Annotated in this window: 21 protein-coding genes and 2 pseudogenes; 3 read left to right on the forward strand and 20 right to left on the reverse strand. The window is 50.6% G+C overall.

Features of this window, described 5'->3' with window-relative positions:
- Positions 1 to 46: 46 nt before the first annotated feature.
- From QJT81_13320 to QJT81_13410, 19 genes and pseudogenes are all read right to left on the reverse strand, one after another.
- On the reverse strand, positions 47 to 727 hold the full coding sequence (locus tag QJT81_13320) for a cytochrome b/b6 domain-containing protein (GenBank protein WGZ92817.1): 681 nt from the start codon (positions 725 to 727) through the stop codon (positions 47 to 49).
- Positions 727 to 1,530, reverse strand: a complete 804-nt coding sequence (gene dapB, locus QJT81_13325; GenBank protein WGZ92818.1) for a 4-hydroxy-tetrahydrodipicolinate reductase — start codon at positions 1,528 to 1,530, stop codon at positions 727 to 729. Before dapB ends, QJT81_13320 begins: the two co-directional genes overlap by 1 nt.
- The gene (gene dnaJ, locus QJT81_13330; protein ID WGZ92819.1) at positions 1,530 to 2,690 is read right to left on the reverse strand and encodes a molecular chaperone DnaJ; all 1,161 of its coding nucleotides are present in this window, start codon (positions 2,688 to 2,690) and stop codon (positions 1,530 to 1,532) included. Before dnaJ ends, dapB begins: the two co-directional genes overlap by 1 nt.
- A gap of 77 nt (positions 2,691 to 2,767) precedes the next feature.
- Positions 2,768 to 4,684, reverse strand: coding sequence for a molecular chaperone DnaK (gene dnaK, locus QJT81_13335; protein ID WGZ92820.1), 1,917 nt, complete (start codon positions 4,682 to 4,684; stop codon positions 2,768 to 2,770).
- 106 nt (positions 4,685 to 4,790) lie between these two features.
- Positions 4,791 to 5,339 carry a nucleotide exchange factor GrpE gene (gene grpE / locus QJT81_13340; protein ID WGZ92821.1) on the reverse strand — a complete coding sequence of 183 codons (549 nt, stop codon included), beginning with the start codon at positions 5,337 to 5,339 and terminating at the stop codon, positions 4,791 to 4,793.
- Positions 5,340 to 5,455: 116 nt separating this feature from the next.
- Positions 5,456 to 6,331: a tetratricopeptide repeat protein gene (locus tag QJT81_13345; GenBank protein WGZ92822.1), complete on the reverse strand. Its 876-nt coding sequence runs from the start codon at positions 6,329 to 6,331 to the stop codon at positions 5,456 to 5,458.
- Between the two features lie 6 nt (positions 6,332 to 6,337).
- Positions 6,338 to 7,984, reverse strand: coding sequence for a DUF945 family protein (locus QJT81_13350; protein WGZ92823.1), 1,647 nt, complete (start codon positions 7,982 to 7,984; stop codon positions 6,338 to 6,340).
- A 59-nt stretch (positions 7,985 to 8,043) separates the two neighbouring features.
- Positions 8,044 to 9,600, reverse strand: coding sequence for a murein biosynthesis integral membrane protein MurJ (gene murJ, locus QJT81_13355; GenBank protein WGZ92824.1), 1,557 nt, complete (start codon positions 9,598 to 9,600; stop codon positions 8,044 to 8,046).
- 83 nt (positions 9,601 to 9,683) lie between these two features.
- Positions 9,684 to 10,517: an SGNH hydrolase domain-containing protein gene (locus tag QJT81_13360; GenBank protein WGZ92825.1), complete on the reverse strand. Its 834-nt coding sequence runs from the start codon at positions 10,515 to 10,517 to the stop codon at positions 9,684 to 9,686.
- Between the two features lie 102 nt (positions 10,518 to 10,619).
- Positions 10,620 to 11,729 carry an ABC transporter permease gene (locus QJT81_13365; GenBank protein ID WGZ96489.1) on the reverse strand — a complete coding sequence of 370 codons (1,110 nt, stop codon included), beginning with the start codon at positions 11,727 to 11,729 and terminating at the stop codon, positions 10,620 to 10,622.
- Positions 11,730 to 11,750: 21 nt separating this feature from the next.
- Positions 11,751 to 12,799, reverse strand: a pseudogene (locus QJT81_13370) (IS630 family transposase).
- Positions 12,800 to 12,974: 175 nt separating this feature from the next.
- Positions 12,975 to 13,673, reverse strand: a complete 699-nt coding sequence (locus QJT81_13375) for an ABC transporter ATP-binding protein (GenBank protein WGZ92826.1) — start codon at positions 13,671 to 13,673, stop codon at positions 12,975 to 12,977.
- Positions 13,670 to 15,007 (reverse strand): efflux RND transporter periplasmic adaptor subunit, encoded by a 1,338-nt coding sequence (locus QJT81_13380; GenBank protein WGZ92827.1) that lies wholly within the window; start codon positions 15,005 to 15,007, stop codon positions 13,670 to 13,672. Before QJT81_13380 ends, QJT81_13375 begins: the two co-directional genes overlap by 4 nt.
- 9 nt (positions 15,008 to 15,016) lie before the next feature.
- A complete protein-coding gene (locus QJT81_13385) occupies positions 15,017 to 15,244 on the reverse strand; it encodes a TolC family protein (protein ID WGZ96490.1) in 228 nt (75 codons plus the stop codon).
- Positions 15,156 to 16,379, reverse strand: coding sequence for an efflux transporter outer membrane subunit (locus QJT81_13390; protein ID WGZ92828.1), 1,224 nt, complete (start codon positions 16,377 to 16,379; stop codon positions 15,156 to 15,158). The genes QJT81_13385 and QJT81_13390 overlap by 89 nt, the downstream gene beginning before the upstream one ends.
- 91 nt (positions 16,380 to 16,470) lie before the next feature.
- Positions 16,471 to 17,046, reverse strand: a complete 576-nt coding sequence (locus tag QJT81_13395; GenBank protein ID WGZ92829.1) for a hypothetical protein — start codon at positions 17,044 to 17,046, stop codon at positions 16,471 to 16,473.
- Between the two features lie 33 nt (positions 17,047 to 17,079).
- On the reverse strand, positions 17,080 to 18,288 hold the full coding sequence (locus QJT81_13400) for an RNA-guided endonuclease TnpB family protein (GenBank protein ID WGZ92830.1): 1,209 nt from the start codon (positions 18,286 to 18,288) through the stop codon (positions 17,080 to 17,082).
- A gap of 148 nt (positions 18,289 to 18,436) precedes the next feature.
- Positions 18,437 to 18,874, reverse strand: a complete 438-nt coding sequence (locus tag QJT81_13405; GenBank protein ID WGZ92831.1) for a hypothetical protein — start codon at positions 18,872 to 18,874, stop codon at positions 18,437 to 18,439.
- Positions 18,861 to 19,673, reverse strand: a complete 813-nt coding sequence (locus QJT81_13410; GenBank protein WGZ92832.1) for a DEAD/DEAH box helicase family protein — start codon at positions 19,671 to 19,673, stop codon at positions 18,861 to 18,863. The genes QJT81_13405 and QJT81_13410 overlap by 14 nt, the downstream gene beginning before the upstream one ends.
- A 173-nt stretch (positions 19,674 to 19,846) precedes the next feature.
- Here QJT81_13410 and QJT81_13415 point away from each other — a divergent pair.
- Positions 19,847 to 21,171 (forward strand): annotated as a pseudogene (locus QJT81_13415) (UPF0236 family protein).
- On the opposite strand, the gene QJT81_13420 reads toward QJT81_13415, so the two are convergent.
- Complete coding sequence (locus QJT81_13420; GenBank protein WGZ92833.1) at positions 21,113 to 21,892, reverse strand: type I restriction endonuclease; 780 nt, start codon at positions 21,890 to 21,892, stop codon at positions 21,113 to 21,115. The pseudogene QJT81_13415 and the gene QJT81_13420 sit on opposite strands and share 59 nt — an antisense overlap.
- A gap of 174 nt (positions 21,893 to 22,066) precedes the next feature.
- On the opposite strand from QJT81_13420, the gene QJT81_13425 reads away from it, so the two are divergent.
- Together QJT81_13425 and QJT81_13430 are read left to right on the forward strand one after the other, a co-directional pair.
- Positions 22,067 to 22,303 carry a DNA-binding protein gene (locus tag QJT81_13425; protein ID WGZ92834.1) on the forward strand — a complete coding sequence of 79 codons (237 nt, stop codon included), beginning with the start codon at positions 22,067 to 22,069 and terminating at the stop codon, positions 22,301 to 22,303.
- Positions 22,290 to 22,706, forward strand: a complete 417-nt coding sequence (locus tag QJT81_13430) for a type II toxin-antitoxin system VapC family toxin (GenBank protein WGZ92835.1) — start codon at positions 22,290 to 22,292, stop codon at positions 22,704 to 22,706. The genes QJT81_13425 and QJT81_13430 overlap by 14 nt, the downstream gene beginning before the upstream one ends.
- Positions 22,707 to 22,715 lie beyond the last annotated feature (9 nt).

Here is a 22,715-nt window from a genome sequence, read left to right on the forward strand (position 1 = left end):
ATTAATAATTGCTAATGATCTATATCAACATTGCGCATAACGCGTCTTATAATTTCGCAAGAAAGGCAATTCCACCCACGACACTTGCATAGACAATGGCAAAAACTAGGATTCCCAACCATGCAGGTTTGAATGCCAAATGCGTAGGTTGGGGCTGCTGTGCAGGCCAGTCGACTTTACCGACGACCATTGCCTTAATCAGATTAGTACGCTTATAGAAACGGTAAAATAAAACAGCCGTAACATGCACCGCTGCTAGTAACAAGATGATATTGAAAGTGAAATGATGGATAGAAGTCAGTGACTCTGCGGTTTTACCCGATACCAAGCCCATCAACGGCCCTTCGGTCATAATATCGTCGGTAGCAAATAAACCGGTAGCCGCTTGTGCCAACACTGCCAGCAACAATACCATCACCATCCACGCCCCCAACGGATTATGCCCGGCATGAAACGCCGTTGCCCTGCTCCGCCAATCACGCAAATGCGCCAACGCTTGCACCGGCGACGTCAGAAATTGCCGAAACTGGGCGGTATCACTCCCAATAAAGCCCCAGACAACCCGAAACAGCACCAGCGCGAGCAGAAAAATACCGCTGCGCTCGTGCCACACCATCCAGTTACCGCCGGTTTCCGCACAAAACCACGAAAAACCAATACCGATCACTAGAGTCCAGTGGAACAGGCGTGTCGGCAAATCCCACAGTTTTACCGGAGTCGTTTGCATCACTTCAACCCTAATACATCCTGCATATCAAACAAGCCAGATGATTTGTCATCAAGCCAACCAGCAGCACGTACTGCGCCTTTCGCAAACGTCATCCGGCTGGACGCTTTATGGGTAATTTCCACCCGTTCACCCACATCGGCAAACAATACCGTGTGATCACCGACCACATCGCCAGCACGTACCGTGGCAAATCCAATGGTTTGGCGCTCACGTTCGCCAGTCACGCCTTCGCGCCCATAAACCGCGCATTCTTTCAGATCACGCCCCAGTGCATTCGCCACCACTTCGCCCATGCGCAACGCCGTGCCGGAAGGCGCATCGACCTTGTGGCGATGATGTGCTTCCATAATCTCAATGTCGACGGTATCGCCCAGCACTCGTGCTGCCATATCCAGCAACTTCAGGCATAAATTCACGCCAACACTCATATTCGGCGCAAATACCACCGCGATTTGCTCGGCAGCTTTGGCGATAGCAGCTTTGCCATTGTCATCAAAACCCGTCGTGCCAATGACAATTTTTTTGCCTTTGGCAACACACCAATTCAGATGCAGCAAGCATGGCTCAGGGCGCGTAAAGTCGATCAATACATCGAAATCGTTCGCCGCATCATCTAACGTTGGCGCAATGAGCACACCATTTTTGCCAATGCCCGCGACTTCGCCTGCATCCGCCCCAATCAGCGAACTGGCAGGTTGTTCCGTAGCAACCGTCAGTTCCAAGCCGTCGGTTTGCGCACACGCTTCGATCAACGCTTTGCCCATGCGCCCCGCCGCGCCTACGATGGCAATCCTAGTCATTATTTGTCACCTTCAAACAAGTCTTTGACGAAACCTTTTGCTTTGTCCAACCAGCCGTGTTCTTGCGGGCTGTGTTTTTTGCCGCCATGCACAAAGGTAGCATCCAATTCTTCCAACAATTCACGCTGCCGTTTGGTCAAATTCACCGGCGTTTCGACCACGACACGGCAAATCAAATCACCGACAGCAGCGCTGCGCACCGATTTTACGCCTTTGTTGCGCAAGCGGAACTGTTTGCCGGTTTGCGTTTCCGCTGGAATCTTCAGGCTAACGCGGTTGCCATCCAGCGTTGGTACTTCAAGCTCGCCACCAATGGCTGCGGTGGTGAAGCGAATCGGCACTTCACAATGCAAATTGTCGCCTTCGCGCTGGAATAAATCGTGTGGCTTGACGAATACTTGCACGTACAAATCACCGGCTGGCCCACCATTGACACCGGCTTCACCTTCGCCTGCTAAGCGTACCCGATCGCCATTGTCCACCCCCGCAGGAATCCGCACTGACAGGGTTTTCTGCTTTTCTTTACGGCCTTGACCGTGACAGTCAGGGCAAGGGTCTGCAATGATTTTGCCTTTGCCGTGACAATGCGGACAAGTCTGCTGGATAGCAAAGAAACCTTGCTGAATCCGCACTTGACCACTGCCATGACAGGTTGGGCAAGTTTGCGGATGCGTACCCGGTTTCGCCCCACTGCCATTACACGTTTCACAATTTTGCAAGGAAGGCACGCGAATATCAGTCGTTGTGCCGAATACGGCATCTTCCAGCGTTAATTCAAGGTTATATTGCAGGTCGCTACCACGGTAAGCACGGTTCGCACCGCCACCACCTCTGCCGCCACGTCCACCACCGAAGATATCACCGAAAATATCCTCGAAGACATCACCAAAACCACCTTGCGCACCACCGCGACCACCACCAAACCCTCCGGACTGGTCGACACCGGCATGACCAAACTGATCATAAGCAGCACGCTTTTGCGGATCGTTAAGCACTTCGTAAGCTTCTTTGGTTTCTTTGAATTTGGCTTCAGCTTCTGCATTGTCAGGGTTACGGTCAGGATGATACTTCATCGCTAAGCGCCGAAATGCCTTTTTCAGGTCATCTTCGCTGACATTTTTTTGCACACCAAGGACTTCGTAATAATCCCGCTTAGACATAAATTCGGTTCCTGCTTAGACAAAATCAGGCACAGCAGGAAAATCCCGCTGCGCCTGCTTTTTAGAAGATAGCTAGATTACTTTTTGCCGTCGACTTCTTCAAACTCGGCATCCACGATGTCATCGTCGCCCGGTTTGCCGCCTGCTTGTTGTGCACCCGCACCAGCAGCCCCACTATCGGCTTGACCTGACATTGCTTGCATCAATTTGCCGGAGGCTTCCATCAGTGCTTCAGACTTGCGCTCAATCACATCTTTATTGTCACCTTTGACAGCATCACGCAATTCACTAATCAACGATTCGATGTTGGCACGGTCAGCACCCGGTACTTTATCACCGTACTCCTTCAACGACTTTTCAGTGCCATGAATCATACTATCTGCTTGGTTACGGGCATCCACCAGCTCACGTTGCTTACGGTCTTCTTCCGCATGAGCTTCCGCATCTTTAACCATTTGCTCGACTTCAGCATCCGATAACCCAGAAGAGGCTTTGATTACGATAGTTTGTTGTTTACCGGTGGCTTTATCCTTCGCACCCACATTGAGAATACCATTTGCATCAATATCGAAAGTAACCTCAATTTGCGGCATACCACGTGGTGCTGGCGGAATGTCTTGCAAATCGAAACGACCCAGTGACTTATTATCACGTGCCATTTCACGCTCACCTTGCAATACATGCACAGTAACCGCCGTTTGATTGTCATCCGCTGTTGAGAACACTTGTGATGCCTTGGTCGGAATCGTGGTGTTCTTAGTGATCAGCTTAGTCATGACACCACCAAGGGTTTCGATACCCAATGACAGTGGCGTAACATCCAACAACAGGATGTCTTTGACACCACCGCTCAAAACACCACCTTGAATCGCTGCACCCACCGCAACTGCTTCATCAGGATTCACGTCTTTACGTGGTTCTTTGCCAAAGAAGTTTTTAACAGCTTCCTGTACTTTCGGCATACGGGTTTGTCCACCAACCAGAATCACATCACTGATCTGAGAAGCCGATAAACCAGCATCTTTCAAAGCCACCTTGCACGGCTCAATGGTGCGACTGATCAAATCATCCACTAATGATTCCAACTTAGCGCGGCTAACCTTGATGTTCAAGTGCTTTGGCCCTGTGGCATCAGCGGTAATGTATGGCAGATTCACATCACTTTGCTGGCTGGTAGACAATTCGATCTTGGCTTTTTCAGCCGCATCTTTCAGACGCTGCATCGCCAGTGGATCACCTTTCAGATCAATACCACTGGTTTTGCGGAACTCATCTGCCAGATAGTCGATCAAGCGCATGTCGAAGTCTTCACCACCGAGGAAGGTGTCACCGTTGGTAGACAGTACTTCAAACTGCATTTCGCCATCGACATCCGCAATTTCGATGATGGATACGTCGAAGGTACCGCCACCTAAGTCATAGACCGCGATTTTGCTGTCGCCTTTGGATTTGTCCATCCCGTAAGCCAACGCCGCTGCCGTTGGCTCATTGATAATACGCTTAACTTCCAGCCCGGCGATTTTACCGGCATCTTTAGTCGCCTGACGTTGCGAGTCGTTGAAGTACGCAGGAACCGTAATCACTGCTTCAGTTACCGGTTCGCCCAAGTAGTCTTCAGCGGTCTTTTTCATCTTCATCAACACACGCGCCGAAATTTCTGGCGGAGCCATTTTCTTGCCACGTACATCTACCCATGCATCACCATTGTCCGCTTTGATGATTTTATAGGGTACGAGCTTAATGTCTTTTTGCACCGCATCCTCTTGGAAACGGCGACCGATCAAACGCTTGATGGCGTACAGGGTATTTTCCGGGTTCGTGACCGCTTGGCGCTTGGCAGTTTGACCGACCAGCACTTCGTCATCCATGAAGGCGATAATGGAAGGCGTGGTACGGTCGCCTTCTGAGTTTTCAATCACTCTCGGTTTGTCGCCATCCATGACAGCTACACAAGAGTTGGTTGTACCCAAGTCAATGCCAATAATCTTTCCCATAATCTATCTCCAGAATTCTTTATCTTTGAAAGTTTTCACAATTGGCTTGTTTATGTGGGGTTATCCGCCCGTTTTCAAGAGCCAAGGTGACAAAATCTTTAAATCTTTATTTTTTACAAACCATTACCATTGCCGGACGTACTACACGCCCATTCAGCAAATAACCTTTTTGCATCACCATCGATACCGTGTTGTTATCAAAGTCCGGGTGTGGCTGCATGGACATAGCTTGATGATGCTCAGGGTTGAATGCATCACCGGGTTTGCCGACAGCTTCAATATTGAATTTGCCCATGACGGTCTCGAATTGCTTAAGCGTCAGTTGCATCCCTTCACGGATTTGCTCAATATCACCCTGTGCTTGCATCCCCATTTCCAGGCTATCAATAACGGGAATAATGGATTCGAGGAATTTTTGAGCTGCATATTTATGAGCATCTTCGATTTGCTTTTCTGCCCGACGGCGCTGATTAGCCAGTTCAGCTTGAGAGCGCAGTAATTGTTCGTAGTTATCCGCAGCTTCGGCTTTGGCTTTATCGAGTTCAGCTTGTAGTTCTTCGGTGTTTAACGGCTCGATATCCATGACATCAGTCACGGCTGCTGCGTTATCGTTTGTCGCTGCGTCTTGCAGGTTATTGTCTTTGGGATCATTCATTGTGCTACTCCACGGCGATAAAAATCATTTCGCCGTGGAAAGTAGGGTTTAGTTTGAAGATTTCAAGGGCAAACGGCAACTTTTGCCCAAAATAGGCATAACAAATAGCAGATGGCTCAATAAAGTAGCGCAAACAACTTATTGCGATACTTTTTCACCAAAGGATTGCTACCACCGATCAGGTCAAACGTGCTGAATAAACCTTTTTTGCCAGCACCGTCTTGAAAGTTGCTATCTTTCTTGTGAACCGTGAAATACAACTCCAAACCGGCTTCGATTTCATCCAGTGCAATCCGAATTTTGGCTAACTCTAACATGGTCGCCAGATCATCAGGGTTCGCGGCTAATTGCTGTTCGAGTGCTGAGGTATCTACCCCCACCACTTGCGCCTGCAACTTGGCACGTTTCACGTCAGCCAGAAGCTGACTAATCACTTGATTATCAACCGCTGCGGGAGGAATTGCCTGCAACAGGGCTTCGGCCTCATCCACACGCGCTTGCTGGATCAACATACCGGCGAGTTCAATCGCCGCTTCGTGGAAATCCGGTTCATGCTGAAGCACCTGTTCCATCAGTTGAGTTGCACCCACCAAATCACCGTTATTGTACATTTCTAAGGCTTGCTGACGGTAAGGTTCCGTCTTGCGCACCCGATGGCGATCAATGAGTTTACGAATGTCTGCCTCCGGCTGTACCCCCATGAACTCATCCACAATCCTGCCATCTTTAATGATTTTGACGGTAGGCAAATTACGCACACCAAACTGCGCTGCAAGTTGCTGTTGTTGGTCGCTGTTGACCTTGACTAACAGAAAACCACCTTGGTACTCATTCACCAATTTAATCAAAATCGGCAGCAACATCTTGCACGGCTGACACCAATCAGCCCAAAAATCTACCAAGATTGGTACTTGGTAGGAACTTTCCATAATCTGCTGAAAGTTCTGCGGGGTTGCTTCAAAAATATAGGGGGAGGTTGCATTTTCCGCCATTATCCGTTACTCCTTTTTATCGTCTGCCTTAGGCGCTGGTTCCGTTTCGGGTAAACCCTCAACGCCTAGTTGCTGTTGCATTTGTTGCAATTGCTTCATGATTTCAATGGTTTCTTTAGGTACATCATCGCTTTCTTCCAGTAATTGCATGATTTCTGGCGTGAGACCCTCTGCCTCGATCTTTTGCATCAAGTCATCCGGGATACCCATATTAGGATCACCGCCCTCTTCCGGCATACCTGACTCCATGCCTGCTGGCGCGAGTTTATTGATGAAATCAGCAAAAGGCATTTGTTGACCATTGAGGGTAACGTTTTCACCGGCAAGTTCGACCACACTCATGATTTTCTCACCTTCCAGCTTGAGCAGACCTTGTTCACTCAACGGGGTCAACAACATTTCAGTACCGGGGGGCAGCATAGCTTTATCCGCATCCAGGGTCATTTTACCCTTCAGCATCTTCGCCCATTCATTCGGAGCATAACCAGCAAGCGCCATCAGATCGGGAGCTTCTTTACCGGTGTAAGTAAGATCAATATCGGCATTCAGCTTACCTTTAGCACTTTCTGCCAAGAGGGTACTGTGTACGCGGCTTTTGTCCGTTTTCAGCACTTTACCGAACAACGTTTCAACAACTTTGCCCGTGGTATCGGTCAGTTGAGTCATTAACGCCTGCTGCTTTTGCTGACCTTCTGGGGTTTCGGTGGCTTCGCCGCTCCACAGCATTTGGTTCTGGATGCTTTGCGACTCGACTTGTAGCTTGCCTAGTTCTTGTACGCCAGCCACATCCAGACCACTGACATCGAGTTTGAAATCAAGCTTACTGAGCGCATCGTCTACGCCCTGAATATTCGTCGCTTGCAGCGCAACTTTACCTGACAAGGCATTATCAGCCACACCGCTGTCAGACTGCATCGCCAGATCAAAACTCACCGGTACGGTTGTATCTTCCGCTAAGATAGAAACCCCCGGCATCTTGAGATCAAAGGTTCCCAACGCTTGCCCACCGATCATGCCGGTAATGTCACCATCCATTTGCAGGGAAGGCAGGGTAAATTGGGCAGTTGCATCTTTAATCTCGATTTTGCCTGCTTGCAACTTGATATTGCCGGTCATATCCGCTGCCGAGGTACCGGATAGCGTCATGCTTTCCAGCAACGCAGTCGTGCCATCTTGGTCGACTTTGAGTGGATTGATAAGGAAGTCGTAATCGGTACTGCCACCAAAACCAATGACAGTATTGCCTTCCAGCGGTGGCTTGCCATCAAACGCAGTGGTCAGCCATTGACGCTGCTCAGCCTCCAACGACTCCATATCCAACTGAGTGTGAATACGCGCCGTGCCAAATTGAACCGGACTAGTCCCCCCCACAAACACGGGGCCATTGGTAATATCGTTGATAAATTGAATTTCACCCAAGCCACTCAATGGTGGCACATCAATAATCAACTTAGTAACAGCTTTAGCACCAAACGCACTTTTTTCGTAACTGACTAATTCTTGTTTGATGCCGCTTTGTGCAGACGCTTGATTTTGCTGTTCGATGAAGTGTTTCAACGACGTTTCAGTCTGCTGCCCCACATACCAATTCGTGCCGCCCCACGCGACCAGCAAAACAACGGGAACAGACAGCAGTGTAACTAACTTTTTCATTATAGATTCCTATAGGATGTATTTTGACACTTGCGCGAAGTGTACCAGAGAAAAAAGTTTCAGCGCCCCAGCATTTGCCTAAACGGCATTCCCAGCAAGCGCAAGGTTACAAAATAACTGGCAAGTGCCAACCCAATTAAACCTGTGAGCCAACTCACTTTAAGCCACACCGTCGCGGTTTGCCACCACATATCATTAGGTGAGGCCAACCAAACTGCCCCCCCCATTGCCACACATGCCGCACCAATTTTGCTCAGAAACACGCTCCAACCTTTTTCAGGGTCAAAGATATGCTGTTTGCGTAAATGGTAGAACAATAAACCCGCATTCACATACCCCGCCAACGCAGTTGCCAACGCTAAACCGGCGTGCGCCCCTGCTATGCCCGAAAAATACCAAGGCAAGACGATCAACACGTTCAACGCCATATTCGCAACGATCGAGATCATGCCGATTTTCACGGGTGTGCGCGTGTCCTGCCGCGAATAGAAACCGGGGGCAAGCACCTTCACCAAAATGAAACCGCTCAAACCCACCGCGTAAGTCATTAAGCTCAAGGATGACATTTGCACATCTCGCCAAGCAAATTCACCGTGCATCATCACGGTTGCCAGAATCGGCTTTGCCAGCAACACCAAACCCAGCGTAGCAGGCAAGGAAATCAACAACCCTAACCGCAATGCCCAATCCATCGTATGCCGAAATTGTGTTGCATCCGCTTTGGCGTGATCGCTCGACAGCTTTGGCAAAATCACCGTACCCAACGCCACGCCCACGATCGCCAACGGCAATTCCACAAAACGGTCGGAATAATACAGCCACGAAATGCTGCCCACCGCCAAAAACGATGCCAGCAAGGTATTAATCAATAAATTTAATTGCGCCACCGACGAACCAAACAAGGTAGGAATCATCAGTTTCATTATCCGACCAACTCCCTCATGGGCTTTACGCAACCGCAAACGCGGTAACAAACCCAACCGTGTCAAGGTCGGTAACTGAAACACCAATTGTGCCAGTCCCGCAAAAAACACGCCCCACGCCAATGCCATGATAGGTTCATCAAAATACGGCGCACCCCAGACCGCCGCCGCAATCATCACCACATTGAGCAAAGCAGGCGTTAATGCAGGTATCGCAAACTTATGGAAAGCATTCAAAATGCCACTGACAAACGCTGTCAGCGAAATGAACAAAATATAGGGAAACGTAATCCGCAGCATCTCTACGGCTAAATCAGGGCGGGCACTCGGCTTGCTCTCAAACCCTGGCGCAAACACCCACATCACCACAGGCGCGGCAACCACGCCGATCACCGTAATCACTAGCAGAATCAGTGCCAAATACCCCGCCACATGATCAATCAAATCCTTAAGCGCGGCACGATCCCGTTTCTCTTTGTACTCCGACAGCACCGGCACGAAAGCCAATGAAAAAGCCCCTTCAGCAAACAAACGGCGCAACAGATTAGGAATCCTGAACGCCACATAAAACGCATCCGTTGCCCCATCTACCGGAAAATAGCGGGCAACAATCATATCGCGTAACAAGCCCAACACACGGGAAATCATAGTCATGGCACTGATCACAGCACCGGAACGCAACAAACGGCTCATAGTTCAGGTTGGTTTCCACAAATCGAAGCCGCGATTCTGCCCGAATCACGTGCAAAGGTCATGCAGGAAATGTGGATTTTTCCTCACATTTGCCTAAGCACCGAATGTTGGAACAATACCTTACCAACATAACGCGCTCCTTCCTTGGTCAAATGCCGCCCATCATACGAAATCAGATTCAGGTCATCGGTAAACAACGGGCAACTGGTGTCATCACCGCACAGCAAGGCATGAGGGTCAATAAAAGCCACGTCTTTATCCAATTGCTTTGCCAATACCGCATTAATTGCTTTTGCCTCTTCAGCATCCACTTCATTTTGCAATGTTTTTAATTCATTGGCAGGCATTCGCAGGTATTGCCTCACCGAGATTTTGCCGAAAAACTTACTCCCGACCACCACCACTTTCTGCTGTGGCGTCAAACCCAATTGGTGCAGCGTTTGTGGTAATGCAGCAGCTATCGCTGGCTTCCAACGTGATGCAAAAATCACTAAATCGGCTTCCTGTATCTGGGCTTTAGCACGTTCCAAGCTATCAGCACGCTCTGGTTTAGCACAAAAGGCACGGTCTTTAGCTTCAATAAACTTAGCAGCATCCTCACCTGAAACCGTTTGGCAGTTATACGGAATAAAACGCAGACGAATTTGGTAATCTTTCAAATAACCATTTTCTTGTACACTGTTGATGAAATCACAAGCATAGCTATCACCCACAATCACCGCTTTTTTCTGGTTGCTCCGTGCATCAAAAGGCTCGCCCTGTAACTGGCGACATTGAGAAAAAGCATATTCACCGCTGGCTTTGGTATCAGCCGCTTCCAGCAAATTGCCCTGAACCGCTGAATCAGCCGCCATCGCGACCGATACCCACCCTATCGTAACCATGCTGGCAAGCAACAGCGCTGCTTTGCGTAACATGTGAACCTCCTTTATAGCACTTAGCGCCTAACCACAATCATCATGAGCACATACTATAGAATGAATTTCACGCTTCAACCCATCAAACTTTACGCTATTCGCTCACTCGTGGCGCAATGCATCAATCGGGTCTAGCCGCGCCGCCCGTTTCGCAGGCATGTACCCAAACAACACACCAATACCTGCCGAAAACACAAACGACAACAAATTAATGCCCACGTTGAAGGTATACGGCACATTCATCACCTGCGACAAGCCGATGGATGCCAGCGTTGCCAACCCAATCCCGATCAAGCCGCCAAGGGACGCCAGTACCACCGCTTCGATCAAAAATTGCAGCAACACTTCACGTTCCAACGCCCCAATCGCCAGCCGGATACCGATTTCGCGGGTACGTTCGGTCACGGACACCAGCATAATATTCATAATGCCAATCCCACCGACCAACAAGCTGACCGAAGCCACCGCTGCCAGCAATGTAGTCATCACTTGCGTCGTGCCGGACAAGGCTTCGGCAATCTGGCGCGTATCCTGCACATTGAAATTGTCGTCCTTATCATCCCCCAATCTGCGGCGTTCGCGCATCAAGTTGGTCAATTGCTCTTTGACGCTGGTAATGTCGTTTTCGTCCTCGACCGACACCTGAATGCTGGACACGTTCTGATTGCCGGTCAAACGCCGTTGCACCGCTTTGATCGGCATAATCACCGTATCATCCTGATCACGCCCCATCGACGCTTGCCCTTTGGATACCAAAATGCCGATGATTTCGCAGGAAAAGTTATTCACCCGCAAGCTCTCACCCACGGGCTGTTGCGTGCCAAACAATTCGCGGCGAATGGTTTCCCCGATCAAACACACCGTTTGCCCTGCTTTTTCTTCTGCCTCGCTGAAAGTGCGCCCGGATGCCAGCTTCCAACTTCCGGCAATAAAGAAATCGTTGGTTGAACCCGTCACGCTGGTTGACCAGTTGTTTGACATGGAAACGACCGTGGCGCTCTTGCTCACTTCTGGTGCAACGGCTGCAAGCCCAGTAATCTGACTGCGAATCGCAGCGACATCTTCCAGCGAAAACGGTGGTGAACCGCCGCCACCGCCGCCGCCCGGTGGCCCCATCATGCGTTGCCCGTTACGGATTTGTAGTAGGTTGCTGCCAAGGCTGGATACCTGATTTTTCACCGCTTGGGTTGCGCCATTGCCCAGCGTTACCATCGTGATCACAGCAGATATACCTTACAGCGTCAAGACCTGAACATTTTTAAAGGTTTGAAAATTTGTTGTCATCAACTGGGTCAGTTCTTTCTTGTGATCGGTATCCAGCTTGTCGAGACAGTTGGTGATGGCCGCCTTGAAAGCGGGAAACTTATCATAGTATTTCGAGTACAAGCATTTTTTCTTGACGAACTTCCACAACCGTTCAATCAGATTGAGGTTGGGTGAATAGGTCGGTAAAAATAATAGTTCAATATTGAGCCTTTTCGCACAGGCAAACACGGCTTCACAGCGTTGATACTTGGCATTATCCAAGACCAAAGTGATCGGTATTTTGAGTGCTAACGCTGCAATTTTTTCCAATAATTCACACACGCTGTTAGCGTTGATATAGGAGTCGTTAGTGATCGTGATGAGTTGTAGCGTTATCGCATTGAGTGCGCCCAATACGTTGTAGCGTTGTCGACCACAGGGGGCTTTGATGAATACGCGGGAAAATGACCACAAAAACCCCAGAAACGGTGCTAACACGAAGTGGGCGGCATCGACAAAAAAAGGGCGCGTTTGCCCTCCTTAGCCTCCTGAATGCGCGGTTTTAGTTCATTTTCCAGGAACTTTTCTTGTGCTTCCACATCAGCTTTGGCGGGTATCATCCCCACTTTATGGATGTCCATCCCTATTTTCTTCATAAAGACACGTACCCTGTCCTCACTGCGTTTGATGCCTGTCAGCTCCTCAATCTTAGCGGCTGCCGCCTTGCTGGTTGCGGGGGGATATTCACGAAAATAGGCTTCAATCTTGTCTTTATATGCCATCAAATCACTCTGTGGTTTATTGAATCGTATTTCTTTAAGAGCTTCTAAACCGTTAGGTTGTAGGTAGGCGTTTAGGTAGGCAAGCAGCGTGGCTTCTGTAATCCTTTCCAATCGTTTGATTTCCTTATGCGTCAACTGTTGGGATTTCAGGTACAGCACGGACATTTTCTTACGGACTCTGGGATGAGGATGGCGCTCCTTCCAGTAGAACAGCTCCGCTATCTCATCCTCAGTGAAAGTGATTTTTAATGTCATACATTACTCATGGCTGCTTTTGTTACCAGTCATCTAACCATATTTCCCTGATCAAAAAAACTATTTTATGGCACGGACTGGTATACGCCAATCACAATCCCCAAAATCGTCAGGAAGGAACGCAATAAATTGCGGCGGATTTCGCGCAGGGCGAGTAAAAAGCTGCTCCATAACATCAGGTGATCTCCCGTTTGCGCACGTCGCTGTCGATATTACCGTCAACGAAGTGGATGATGCGTTTGGCGTATTCCGCCATATCCGGTTCGTGCGTCACCATGAGCACGGTAATGCCTTTGTTTTCGTTCAGGTCGGTGAGTAATGCCATGATTTCGTTGCTGGTTTTGGTGTCGAGATTGCCGGTCGGCTCATCCGCCAGCAAAATGGTCGGGTTAGTGACTAACGCCCGTGCAATCGCTACCCGTTGCTGTTGCCCGCCGGACAGTTCTGCGGGGGTATGATGCCCCCAGCCTTCCAGCCCCACTTGTTTCAATGCGGCTTGAGCAGCAATATGCCGCGCTGCGGTGGATTCGCCCCGATACAGCAGCGGCAATTCCACATTTTCCTGTGCGGAAGTCCGCGCCAACAGGTTGAAGCCTTGGAACACAAAGCCCAGATAATGCCGCCGCAACAACGCGCGTTCGTTGCGCGACAACTGTTCCACATGCACATCGCGGAACAAATATTCACCGCCGCTGGGGACATCCAAACAGCCCAGAATATTCATCGCGGAGGATTTGCCTGAACCGCTCGGCCCCATGATGGCGACAAAATCGCCTTGCTCAATGGTCATATCGACACCATCCAGCGCCTTGAAACTCGCCTGCCCTTGCCCGTAGATTTTGGTGATGCCGCGTAATTCGATTAACGCACTCATGGCTTACCACCTGTTGTACCGCCTGTGCTTTCGGTGATCACCGCCATTCCTGCTTTCAAGTCGCCGCTGACAATTTCGGTTTGTTTACCATCGCTAATGCCGGTTTTGACTTCGACTGCTACGGGCGCGTTGTTGTCCAGTACCCAGATTTTTTGCATTCCATCGGGGCTGGCGACGGGTGATGTGCCGTTGGGGCGTTTTTTGGCTGTCCCCATACCCGGAGGACGGGGCATCAATTGTGAAATGAAGCTGCTATTGGCACTCGCCGCAACAGGTGCAGCCGCCACCACGGGGGTAAAGCGCAGGGCAGTATTGGGAATGAGCAGCACATTTTCCCGTGCTTCGGTCTTGATGGTGGCGGTGGCGGTCATGCCGGGACGCAAGGTCAGGTCGGTGTTTTGCACCGCCAGCACGGTGAGGTAGGACACCACATTTTCAGAAGTATCCGCCCCCAGACTGACGCGGGTAATTTCGGCGGGGTATTTGCGCCCCGGCCATGCGTCCACGCTGAATTCGGCTTTTTGCCCAGCTTTGACTTGCCCAACATCGGCTTCATCCACGCCGACTTCGACTTCCATTTGTGCCAAATCTTCTGCCAGTGTGAACAAAGTTGGGGCAGACAAGGACGAGGCGACGGTTTGCCCCGGTTCGACGGTGCGGGTCAACACTACGCCGTTAATCGGTGAAGTGATCGTGGCTTTGCCGAGATTGGTTTCGGAAGAGCGCAATTCAGCAGTGGCAGAAGTCACGGTGGTTTTGGCGACTTCGGCATCAGCTTGGGAGCGTTCCAGCGTCGCTTCGGCGGTATCCAACTCGGATTTAGCGGGCAATTTACCGCCGGAGGCGCTGTACAACTCTCGTAAACGGTTGAGCTTGGTACGCGCTTCTTTGACGCTGGCGGCTGATTGTTTGACTTTGGCTTGCGCGGAAGCCAGCGAGGCTTTGCCTTTGGTAATCGTGTCTTGCAACTGCGTGGTGTTTAGGCTTGCTAACTTTTGACCTTTTGTCACCACGGCGTTAGCGTCGACCAAAACATCATCGACCGTACCCGACAGTTCCGTGCCAATGTCGACTTGGTTCTTGGGTTTTAAATTACCCGTTGCCGTCACCGTGACGCTGAGATTGCCGGTTTTGGCGGGGGGGGGTTTATAGCTGGCTTGGCTTTTGGTTTGCGATTGCCCCATGAAGTAATAGCCCGCGCCGCCTGACACTAGCCCCGCGACCAGTAATGCTAATAGCCACTTGCCCTTGTTGCCTTGGGAGGTTTTTTTGCCGCCTGCTGCCAATACCGCTTTGACGGAATCGTTCGTGGTTGAATTGATTGGGTTGCTCATAAGGTTCTCCTACCAGGCGCCGCCGATGGCTTTGTAAAGGCTGATCATTGCCTGAGTGTTTTCTGCTTGTGCGGACAACTGGCTTTCTTGTGCGCTCAAGACGCTGCGTTGCGCATCCAGCACGTTTTGGAAATCGGCAGTGCCTGCGTCATAGCTGAGTTGCGCCAGATGTTCGGCGCTGCGTGCCAATGCGACATTTTGCGCCAGTAACGGTTGGCGTTCGCGTAGCGATTGCAGGGTGGAAAAGCTGTTTGCTACGTCCTGTAACGCCCCTAATACCGCTTTTTTGGTAGCTGGCAACGGCTTGTTCACGGGCGGCATCTTTGGCTTCGACCTGTTGTTTCAGCCTGCCACCGTCAAACAAAGGTGCGCTGATGGAAGCGGCGAGGGAACGGGCAATACTGCCGGTATCCAGCAAATCCGCCAGACTCAGGCTGCTGAGGCTGAGTGATCCGCCGAGGTTGAAGCTGGGGTAGAGGTTGGCTTTGGCTTCACCGACCCGCAATCCGGCGGCGGTGACTTTGTATTCGGCAGCGCGGATGTCCGGGCGTTGGCGAATAGCATTTGCCGGAATGTTATTCAGCAGTTGTCCGCCAGCGGTGGGAATCGGTTTGGCGGCGGCAAGGCGGGTATTAAGTGCGCCCGGTTCTTTGCCGGTGAGGATGGCGAGGGCGTGTTGCGATTGGGTCACGCTGTTTATCAATGCGGGGATTTGGGCTTGGGTTTGCCCCAAACTCAGGTTGGCTTGATCGGTTTCTAAGCCGCTGGCAAGCCCTGCTTGTTGTTTCAGACCGATCAGGCGCACGGTTTCGTCACGCGAGGCGAGGCTTTGGCGCGAAACGGCGAGGCGAGCTTGTGCCAGCCGCAGGTTGACGTAGCTGCTGGCAACTTCGGCAGCGAGGGAGGCTTTTACGTCTTCCAGACTGGCTTGGGTGGCTTGCAAGTCGGCGGCAGAGGCTTTATCGGCTAAACGGTTGCCGCCGAAGATGTCGGCTTCCCAACTGGCATCGAGGTTTGCGCCGTAGCTGTCATTGCCACCGCTGCGGCGGGCGGATGCGCCGCTGGAAAGACTGGGTAACAGGCTTGCTCCGGCAATGGCGCGTTGCGCACGGGCGGCTCGCAGGCTGGCTTGCGCGGTTTTGATGTCGGGGCTGGCTTGCAGGGCTTCCTGAATCAGCGCAGTCATTAGCGGGTCGTGGAAGGTTTGCCACCATGCGGCTTGGATGGGTTTGCGTGCCAGCGCATTGCTGGGTTGAATTTGAATGGTGCTACTAGTGGGCGTCGCGGTATCCCGAATGCTGGCGGGCGTACACGCGACCGTTACCATGCAAACAGCGAGGCTAATCAGCAGGCGTTGCGGAGTAGATGCCATGAACATAATCCTGTGAGTGATTTCCATGACAAGAGTGTGGCGCAGGCTGACGTAAAGGTGGGTAAATCGTATGTAAAGTTAGGTAAAAGTGCTAAGCCGCCAGTTGCACGACCTGCTGAATAATGGTTTTGCCCATGATCGGAATAATGCCGCCCTTGTCGGTGTAGATCGGATTTTGTAATTGCCCCCACAAATCCCGATCCATGTAACCCATGCGAATTTCACTGTGCAAGGTCGGCTCATACTGTTCAAGAAACAGGATATTGTCGCGGTTATGGGTAAGCAGCAAAGCGATATAGACTTTCCGTGCTTCCGCATCCAGCAGGCGTTGATTGAACTGTTTGCGATAAGCCTGTTTGGTATTGCTGAACAGCGCATCCGCATCTGAATGCCGTTGTTTAGCAGCATTTTCAGCAGAAGTGTAAGCATTCACGCAGTGCTGAACCGCCGCCGCATCAAACGCCCCCATTGCCAACACCTGCTGGTAAATTGCCTCCAACACCGCTTTATCCGGCTCTTGTTCCTTGTAGGGCGAACCTTGACGAAATTGGTTGAAGGCTTTGAAAATAGCCTCCGAACTGTTGGTGAAATCCACCACCAGCAAATCATCCTGTTCCTTGTCGGCGCGTTTGCGGTTGAGGCGCGAAACGGTCTGGATGGCATTCACCGTTATTTCAAACCTACCCAAATCTACCTATAGCTAACTAAAAGTAGTCATGGTGTTGAATTCCTGCTTCACGGGGGCTGGTTTCGTCTTCGGCTTGCGCCCAAGACCAGAGCCTTCCCCTCCACAGGCAGACACCGTGTAACTCACGGCGTATTTTTTCAAATTTTTGGCGGCATTTATGTCACGGTCATGGACTGCACCGCAAATGGGGCAAGTCCATTCACGTACCGACAGTGGCAGCTTCTCCACTTTATGCCCACAGCCAGCAGCAGAACAGGTTTTGCTGGAGGCAAAAAACCGATCAGCCACCACGACCACCGCACCCCGCATTCCCGCCTTGTATTCCAGTTGACGGCGAAACTCGAAAAACCCCATATCACTGATGGCACGGGATAAATGACGGTTTTTCACCATGCCCGACACGTTCAAATCTTCAATGCCGATGGTGTGAAAACGGCGGGTTAAATCCGTAGTGAGTTGGTGCAAACTGTCTTGGCGAATGTTGGCAATACGTGCGTGAAGTGTTGCCAGTTTTTGTTTTGCCTTGTGGCGGTTGGCACTGCCTTTGACCTTGCGGGACAGGCTGCGCGAGAGCCGTTTTAGGCGGGAAAGCAAGGCTTTATGCGGCTTCGCCCCAACCACTTTTTCCCTCGTTGATAGGGTTCCCAGTGCAGATACGCCCAAATCCACCCCTACCGTGCCTTGGTTTTTGGCAGGCGGGAGATGATGTTGGTCGGTATCCACGGTGATGCTGGCGAACCACTGGTCAGCGGTGCGGGAAACCGTGGCAGAGAGAATTTTACCGGAAAAGCGTAACGTTTCCCGCATCCGTACTAACCCAAGGTTGGGAATGCGGATGCGGCAACCGTCAAGGCTGAACTGGTCGTTGGTGAGGGTGAAACTGTCGCGGCTTTTACCTTTCTTTTTGAATTGCGGGTACTGGGTGCGTCCCGCAAAGAAGTTTTTGAAGGCTACGCCGAGTTGGATAATTGCCATTTGCGGGGCATTTTTGGTGACTTCCAGCATCCAGGGGAATTGTTCGCGTTTGATGGCGTTCAATTGGCGGCGCAAGCGCATTTGGTTGGGTTTTGGCTGGGTGTTGTCTTCCTTCCATGCCGTGTATTGGGTTTGCCATTCCGCTAATGCCCAATTGTAGGCAAACCGCGCTGTACCTGCGGCTTTCGCCAAGTACGTCGCTTGCTTATGGTTGGGGTCAAGGCGGATTTTGTGGCTGATGATCATGGCAAACAGAATGCAGCACGGTGTGATAGTTGTCTAGTCATCCGTGCTTTTGCTGCTATCTTTTACGGATAAACGGCACTACGCTTTTATAAACCTAACCAAAATGATAAAGCTTGAATAGATTTAGATAGATTTTATGGTAACTGTTTCAAACCCCTTTCACCGCTTTATCCAAAAACATTGCCGACAACAACGGTTGGTCAAACCCGGTCTGGAATTTGTTAGCAACCACCAGAATGCGGTAATCATCCTGCTCAAACACCTCTTCAATCACGCGCCCATCGTACAAGGTGTCCAATTGATTGACTTTGATCTCTTCGATGCTTTGATTGGTTTTAGGGTCGGTGTAACCGCTGAAGGCAAACAGCACCTTATACGGCAAATCCTTTTCCGCCAAAATCGTTTGCAACGTCTGGAAATATTTGTAGCCCGCCGGACGTGACGACGCGACCACCATTGCCTTGCCTCGCCCTTGAATCGACGCGGCTACCTGTTCCTGAAACAGTTTGACGATCACCTCAGACTTGTACTGGATCAAGTCATCATCGCTGAACGCCAGATCACGCAAGGCTTTAGCAACCAACACCCGCCGAAAATTCCTTGTCTGGCAACGCCTTGCTTGATTGCAGGTGGTAGAGCGTTTTGTACGACACAATGTGTTGCACCACATCCAGAATATAGCCTTCCTGAATGGCTTCTTCTTCGCTGTAAATGTCGATGGGTTCACCGAAAAACGCCACGGTTTTGGGTGTTGGCGTTGCGGTGAATGCCACGCACACTTGATTGCTGATATTCAGCTTTTCCAAGGTGGCGGCTACGGCATCGCTATTGGGCGTTTCGTCTTCCTCTTCTTCGTATTCACCTTCAGCCGTGAATACCTTGCGCATTTTTAAAGCCATTTTGCCGTCTTGCGATCGGTGCGCTTCGTCAATCAGGAAGGCGATATGCCGCGATTTGAGTGCTTCACTTTGCTGGATTTTGTCTTGTATGTAGCCGAATTTCTGGATGGTGGAGACGATAATATCGCGGTCTTTTGCCAGAAAATCGGCAAGTTGGCTGGAACGCTCGGCAAAATGCACTTTGCTTTTCAGATGCGTGAAACGCTCAAGATCATCGCGGATATTCTTATCCAGACTTTTGCGGTCTGTCAGGATAATGATGTTGTCGAATACCTTGCGGTTGTCGGTGGTGTACAAGCTGTCCAACTGATCCGCCATCCACGCCATCGTTAGCGTTTTGCCCGACCCCGCCGAGTGATTGACCAGATATTTCAGCCCCAAACGGTGATGCTGATTGGCGTGTAGACGTACCCGTTCTGCCAGTTGACGGCTGGCACGTAGCTGGTGATAACGCGGGAAAATGCTAAACGCGAGTTCAGTCAGCACCTCACCTGTTGCAGTGATTTCCTGTTTGGCGGGTGCATAGACAAGGAAATGTTCCAGATAACGAGCGATCGTGTCTTTGGCAAACGCATCGCGGTACAGAGGGTGTGAACAAAAGTGCGGTGTCCTGTAGACTAAGATGGCATCCCCTAAAACCAGAGAAAAAGGACTTTCCCATGTTGACAGTTAGCTCCCGCGACCAAAAACTTTTAGAAGCCTTGAACCGCAACCCCGCATTAAAAGCTCGGATGGAAGGGCTAATCGAGGTGGTTGAAAATGCCGGTGATGACATTATCAAAGCAGCAGACGCCGAACAGCGGGTGATAGAAGAACTGCGCCAAATGGGAAATGATGCGATCACTGCATGGGCAAACAAACGTGTAGAAAAATGCACAGCCCCAGCCTGTGAAGAAGGCATTGGGAAGTATGTAAAGAGTGGAAAAAAAACTGTCATTGGCACACGACCTACGGAAAAATCCACATAAGCGAACCGGTCTACCGGATTCCCGGCAAGCGTGTCCGCCCCTTTAGCCAGAGTGCCGAGGTTGTTTGCCGAGGCTGTTCGCTCCCGCTGCAACGGGCGGTGACGGACTTTGGGGCGGACTGTTCATTTGCTCAAGTGCCTGATAAATTAGAAGAACATTACGGGATACGGCTGGCATCCAGCAGCATCCGACACATCACCGAAGGTCACGCCAAACGCATCCATGAATCCCAAGTGTTGATAAAAGACTATCCAAGCACGTTGGGAAAAGCCTATGTCATTGCCGAAATGGACGGCAGCATGATCCCCATCGTCGAGATTGACGAAACAGCCCCCGACAAGCGCAAAGGCAAAAAGGAAAGCTGGAAAGAAGCCCGCCTGTGTCTTGCCCACGCCAAAGGCAGTGCTACGCCAACGTTTGGCGCAATATTCGGTGGCACGGTAGAAGATGCTGGAAAAATCTTATTCGACACCGCCTGCCGTGCTGGATTTGGAAAAAGCACGTTCCTCCATGCGGTGGGTGATGGGGCAAGCTGGATCAACCGTCAAGTGGATGAACAATTTGGCACACAAGGACATTACCTGATTGATTTTTATCATGTTTGTGAATACCTATCAGCAGCATCCGCAAGCTGTTCATGCCTCAAGGACAAGGATAAATGGTTTGCCAAACAGAAAAAAGCCCTACAGGATGGTCAAGCTCAAGCGGTCATCGACACACTGAAACCTTTCCTCGAAGCAGAAACGGTAGAAGACAGTAACGCCCCAGTACGAGCTTGTCACCGTTACCTGAGCAACCGCATTGAGCAACTGGATTACCCGACAGCAAAATCCCTCGGATTGCCCGTGGGGTCGGGCGAAATAGAAAGTGCACACCGTTACATCATCCAGCAACGCTTAAAAAAATCGGGGGCATGGTGGAAAAGTGATAATGCGGCGGATATGTTGGCGTTGAGGGTCATGCGGGGAAACCAGCAATGGAAGCATTATTGGCGAAACACCGCTGAGGCGGCATGAGGTTTACCGCACTTTTGTTCACACCCCGGTACAGATGCTCAATCGGGTATTCGCCGTGGGTTTGCGCCGTGTTGGTCAGTTGCGCATTGAACCAGCGGAAATGCTTGTCAGAACGGGGATCAGTAGCAACTTTCACTTGGGTATCGCTGGCAGCCACGTACAGAAACGGTAGTCGATACAGGCTATTGTTCAAATCGCGGGTCAAGAAACTGCTGTGAATCGCATCATCGACGAATTGCCCTTCATCCTCGTGCTTGAGTTCCACCACAATGATTGGCAAGCCATTCAGCCACAGCACCAGATCGACGCGCTCATCATTGTTGGGATTGTAACGGTATTCTTTTTTGTAGCTAAAACGGTTGTGCCGGTAATGCTGGTGTTGCAATTCGCTGGTGGCAGAACGCGGCTTGGGTTTGTACAGCTCGAATTTAACACCCCTGACCTGTAAACCTTCACGCATGATCAACCACAATGGCTTGGCTTTAGCGCAGGCTTGTTTGAGGGTTCGGATAATTTCGTCGTCGGTTTTCAGACCAAAAACAGCGTGCAATTCCGCGCAACGATCGGGCTGGGTGGCTTGGATGAATGCCAACAGGTGTGATTCGATAATATGGAAATCTTGCGGGGGCAACTCCGCTTTCGTCAGGGCGTGATAGCCGTGCTCGCGTTTCAAAAAGGCGCAAATATGATTTTGAAACAGCGTTTCTTTGTTGCTCGGCATTGCCCATCCCCATAGTCACTTCTTATCGACAATAACGAGGACGGGATAAAAAGACAACCGTTCATCGGGATATTAGCCATTATTCCAAATATTTTTCAGAACGTCTTCACTCAAGCAAACGCAAAGTGATAGCATTGATAGCATATATCTAATATCTAACTGGAGCGTTAAACGATGACAAACTTAATCGTCCGCAAACTTGAACCTGAAATTGTCGAGGCACTCAAGCAACGTGCTGCCCGTAACGGCAGAAGTGCTGAGATGGAACACCGCGCTATCTTGCGTGAAGTGCTGCTGGTGCTAAAAAAGCGCAGTCTCGCTGAAGTATTGGCGGCTATGCCAAATGTGGGAACGGATGCCGACTTTGAACGCATTCAAGGTAAGCAGCAGGTTGCCGATGTATTTGCTTGATACCAATGTCATCAGCGAAATCCGTAAAGGGTCACGCGCCAATCCGGGTGTGCAAGCTTTTTTTCAGCGCGTCATCAGCAACGGCGACAAGCTCTTTCTTTCTGCGGTGACTATTGGGGAATTACGTCGTGGGATTGAACTGATCCGTTACCGTAACGATCATGCGCAGGCGCACCAACTGGAACAATGGTTAGAGCAAATTCTAACCGACTACCAAGACTATATCATCGGGCTGGATGCTGATGCCGCACAACTGTGGGGTCGATTGCGTGTCCCCCACCATGAACATGAGTTAGATAAGCTGATTGCGGCAAGCGCATTGCTCTATGATTTAACAGTAGTAACACGCAATGTGGATGACTTCGCGGGGACAGGCGTTAAGCTGCTGAACCCGTTTACTTGAGTACGTGAC

Source organism: Candidatus Thiothrix putei (assembly GCA_029972225.1).
In the GTDB taxonomy this organism is placed as follows: domain Bacteria; phylum Pseudomonadota; class Gammaproteobacteria; order Thiotrichales; family Thiotrichaceae; genus Thiothrix; species Thiothrix putei.

Excerpts from the sequence above, each read along its gene's own strand:
- QJT81_13320 (WGZ92817.1), bottom strand. The coding sequence starts at position 727 with ATGCAAACGACTCCGGTAAAACTGTGGGATTTGCCGACACGCCTGTTC.
- murJ (WGZ92824.1), bottom strand. The coding sequence starts at position 9,600 with ATGAGCCGTTTGTTGCGTTCCGGTGCTGTGATCAGTGCCATGACTATG.
- QJT81_13390 (WGZ92828.1), bottom strand. The coding sequence starts at position 16,379 with ATGGCATCTACTCCGCAACGCCTGCTGATTAGCCTCGCTGTTTGCATG.
- QJT81_13420 (WGZ92833.1), bottom strand. The coding sequence starts at position 21,892 with ATGCCGAGCAACAAAGAAACGCTGTTTCAAAATCATATTTGCGCCTTT.
- QJT81_13350 (WGZ92823.1), bottom strand. The coding sequence starts at position 7,984 with ATGAAAAAGTTAGTTACACTGCTGTCTGTTCCCGTTGTTTTGCTGGTC.
- QJT81_13430 (WGZ92835.1), top strand. The coding sequence starts at position 22,290 with ATGTATTTGCTTGATACCAATGTCATCAGCGAAATCCGTAAAGGGTCA.
- QJT81_13375 (WGZ92826.1), bottom strand. The coding sequence starts at position 13,673 with ATGAGTGCGTTAATCGAATTACGCGGCATCACCAAAATCTACGGGCAA.
- QJT81_13425 (WGZ92834.1), top strand. The coding sequence starts at position 22,067 with ATGACAAACTTAATCGTCCGCAAACTTGAACCTGAAATTGTCGAGGCA.
- grpE (WGZ92821.1), bottom strand. The coding sequence starts at position 5,339 with ATGAATGATCCCAAAGACAATAACCTGCAAGACGCAGCGACAAACGAT.
- QJT81_13400 (WGZ92830.1), bottom strand. The coding sequence starts at position 18,288 with ATGATCATCAGCCACAAAATCCGCCTTGACCCCAACCATAAGCAAGCG.
- QJT81_13360 (WGZ92825.1), bottom strand. The coding sequence starts at position 10,517 with ATGTTACGCAAAGCAGCGCTGTTGCTTGCCAGCATGGTTACGATAGGG.
- QJT81_13345 (WGZ92822.1), bottom strand. The coding sequence starts at position 6,331 with ATGGCGGAAAATGCAACCTCCCCCTATATTTTTGAAGCAACCCCGCAG.
- dnaK (WGZ92820.1), bottom strand. The coding sequence starts at position 4,684 with ATGGGAAAGATTATTGGCATTGACTTGGGTACAACCAACTCTTGTGTA.
- dapB (WGZ92818.1), bottom strand. The coding sequence starts at position 1,530 with ATGACTAGGATTGCCATCGTAGGCGCGGCGGGGCGCATGGGCAAAGCG.
- dnaJ (WGZ92819.1), bottom strand. The coding sequence starts at position 2,690 with ATGTCTAAGCGGGATTATTACGAAGTCCTTGGTGTGCAAAAAAATGTC.
- QJT81_13380 (WGZ92827.1), bottom strand. The coding sequence starts at position 15,007 with ATGAGCAACCCAATCAATTCAACCACGAACGATTCCGTCAAAGCGGTA.
- QJT81_13365 (WGZ96489.1), bottom strand. The coding sequence starts at position 11,729 with ATGGTAACGCTGGGCAATGGCGCAACCCAAGCGGTGAAAAATCAGGTA.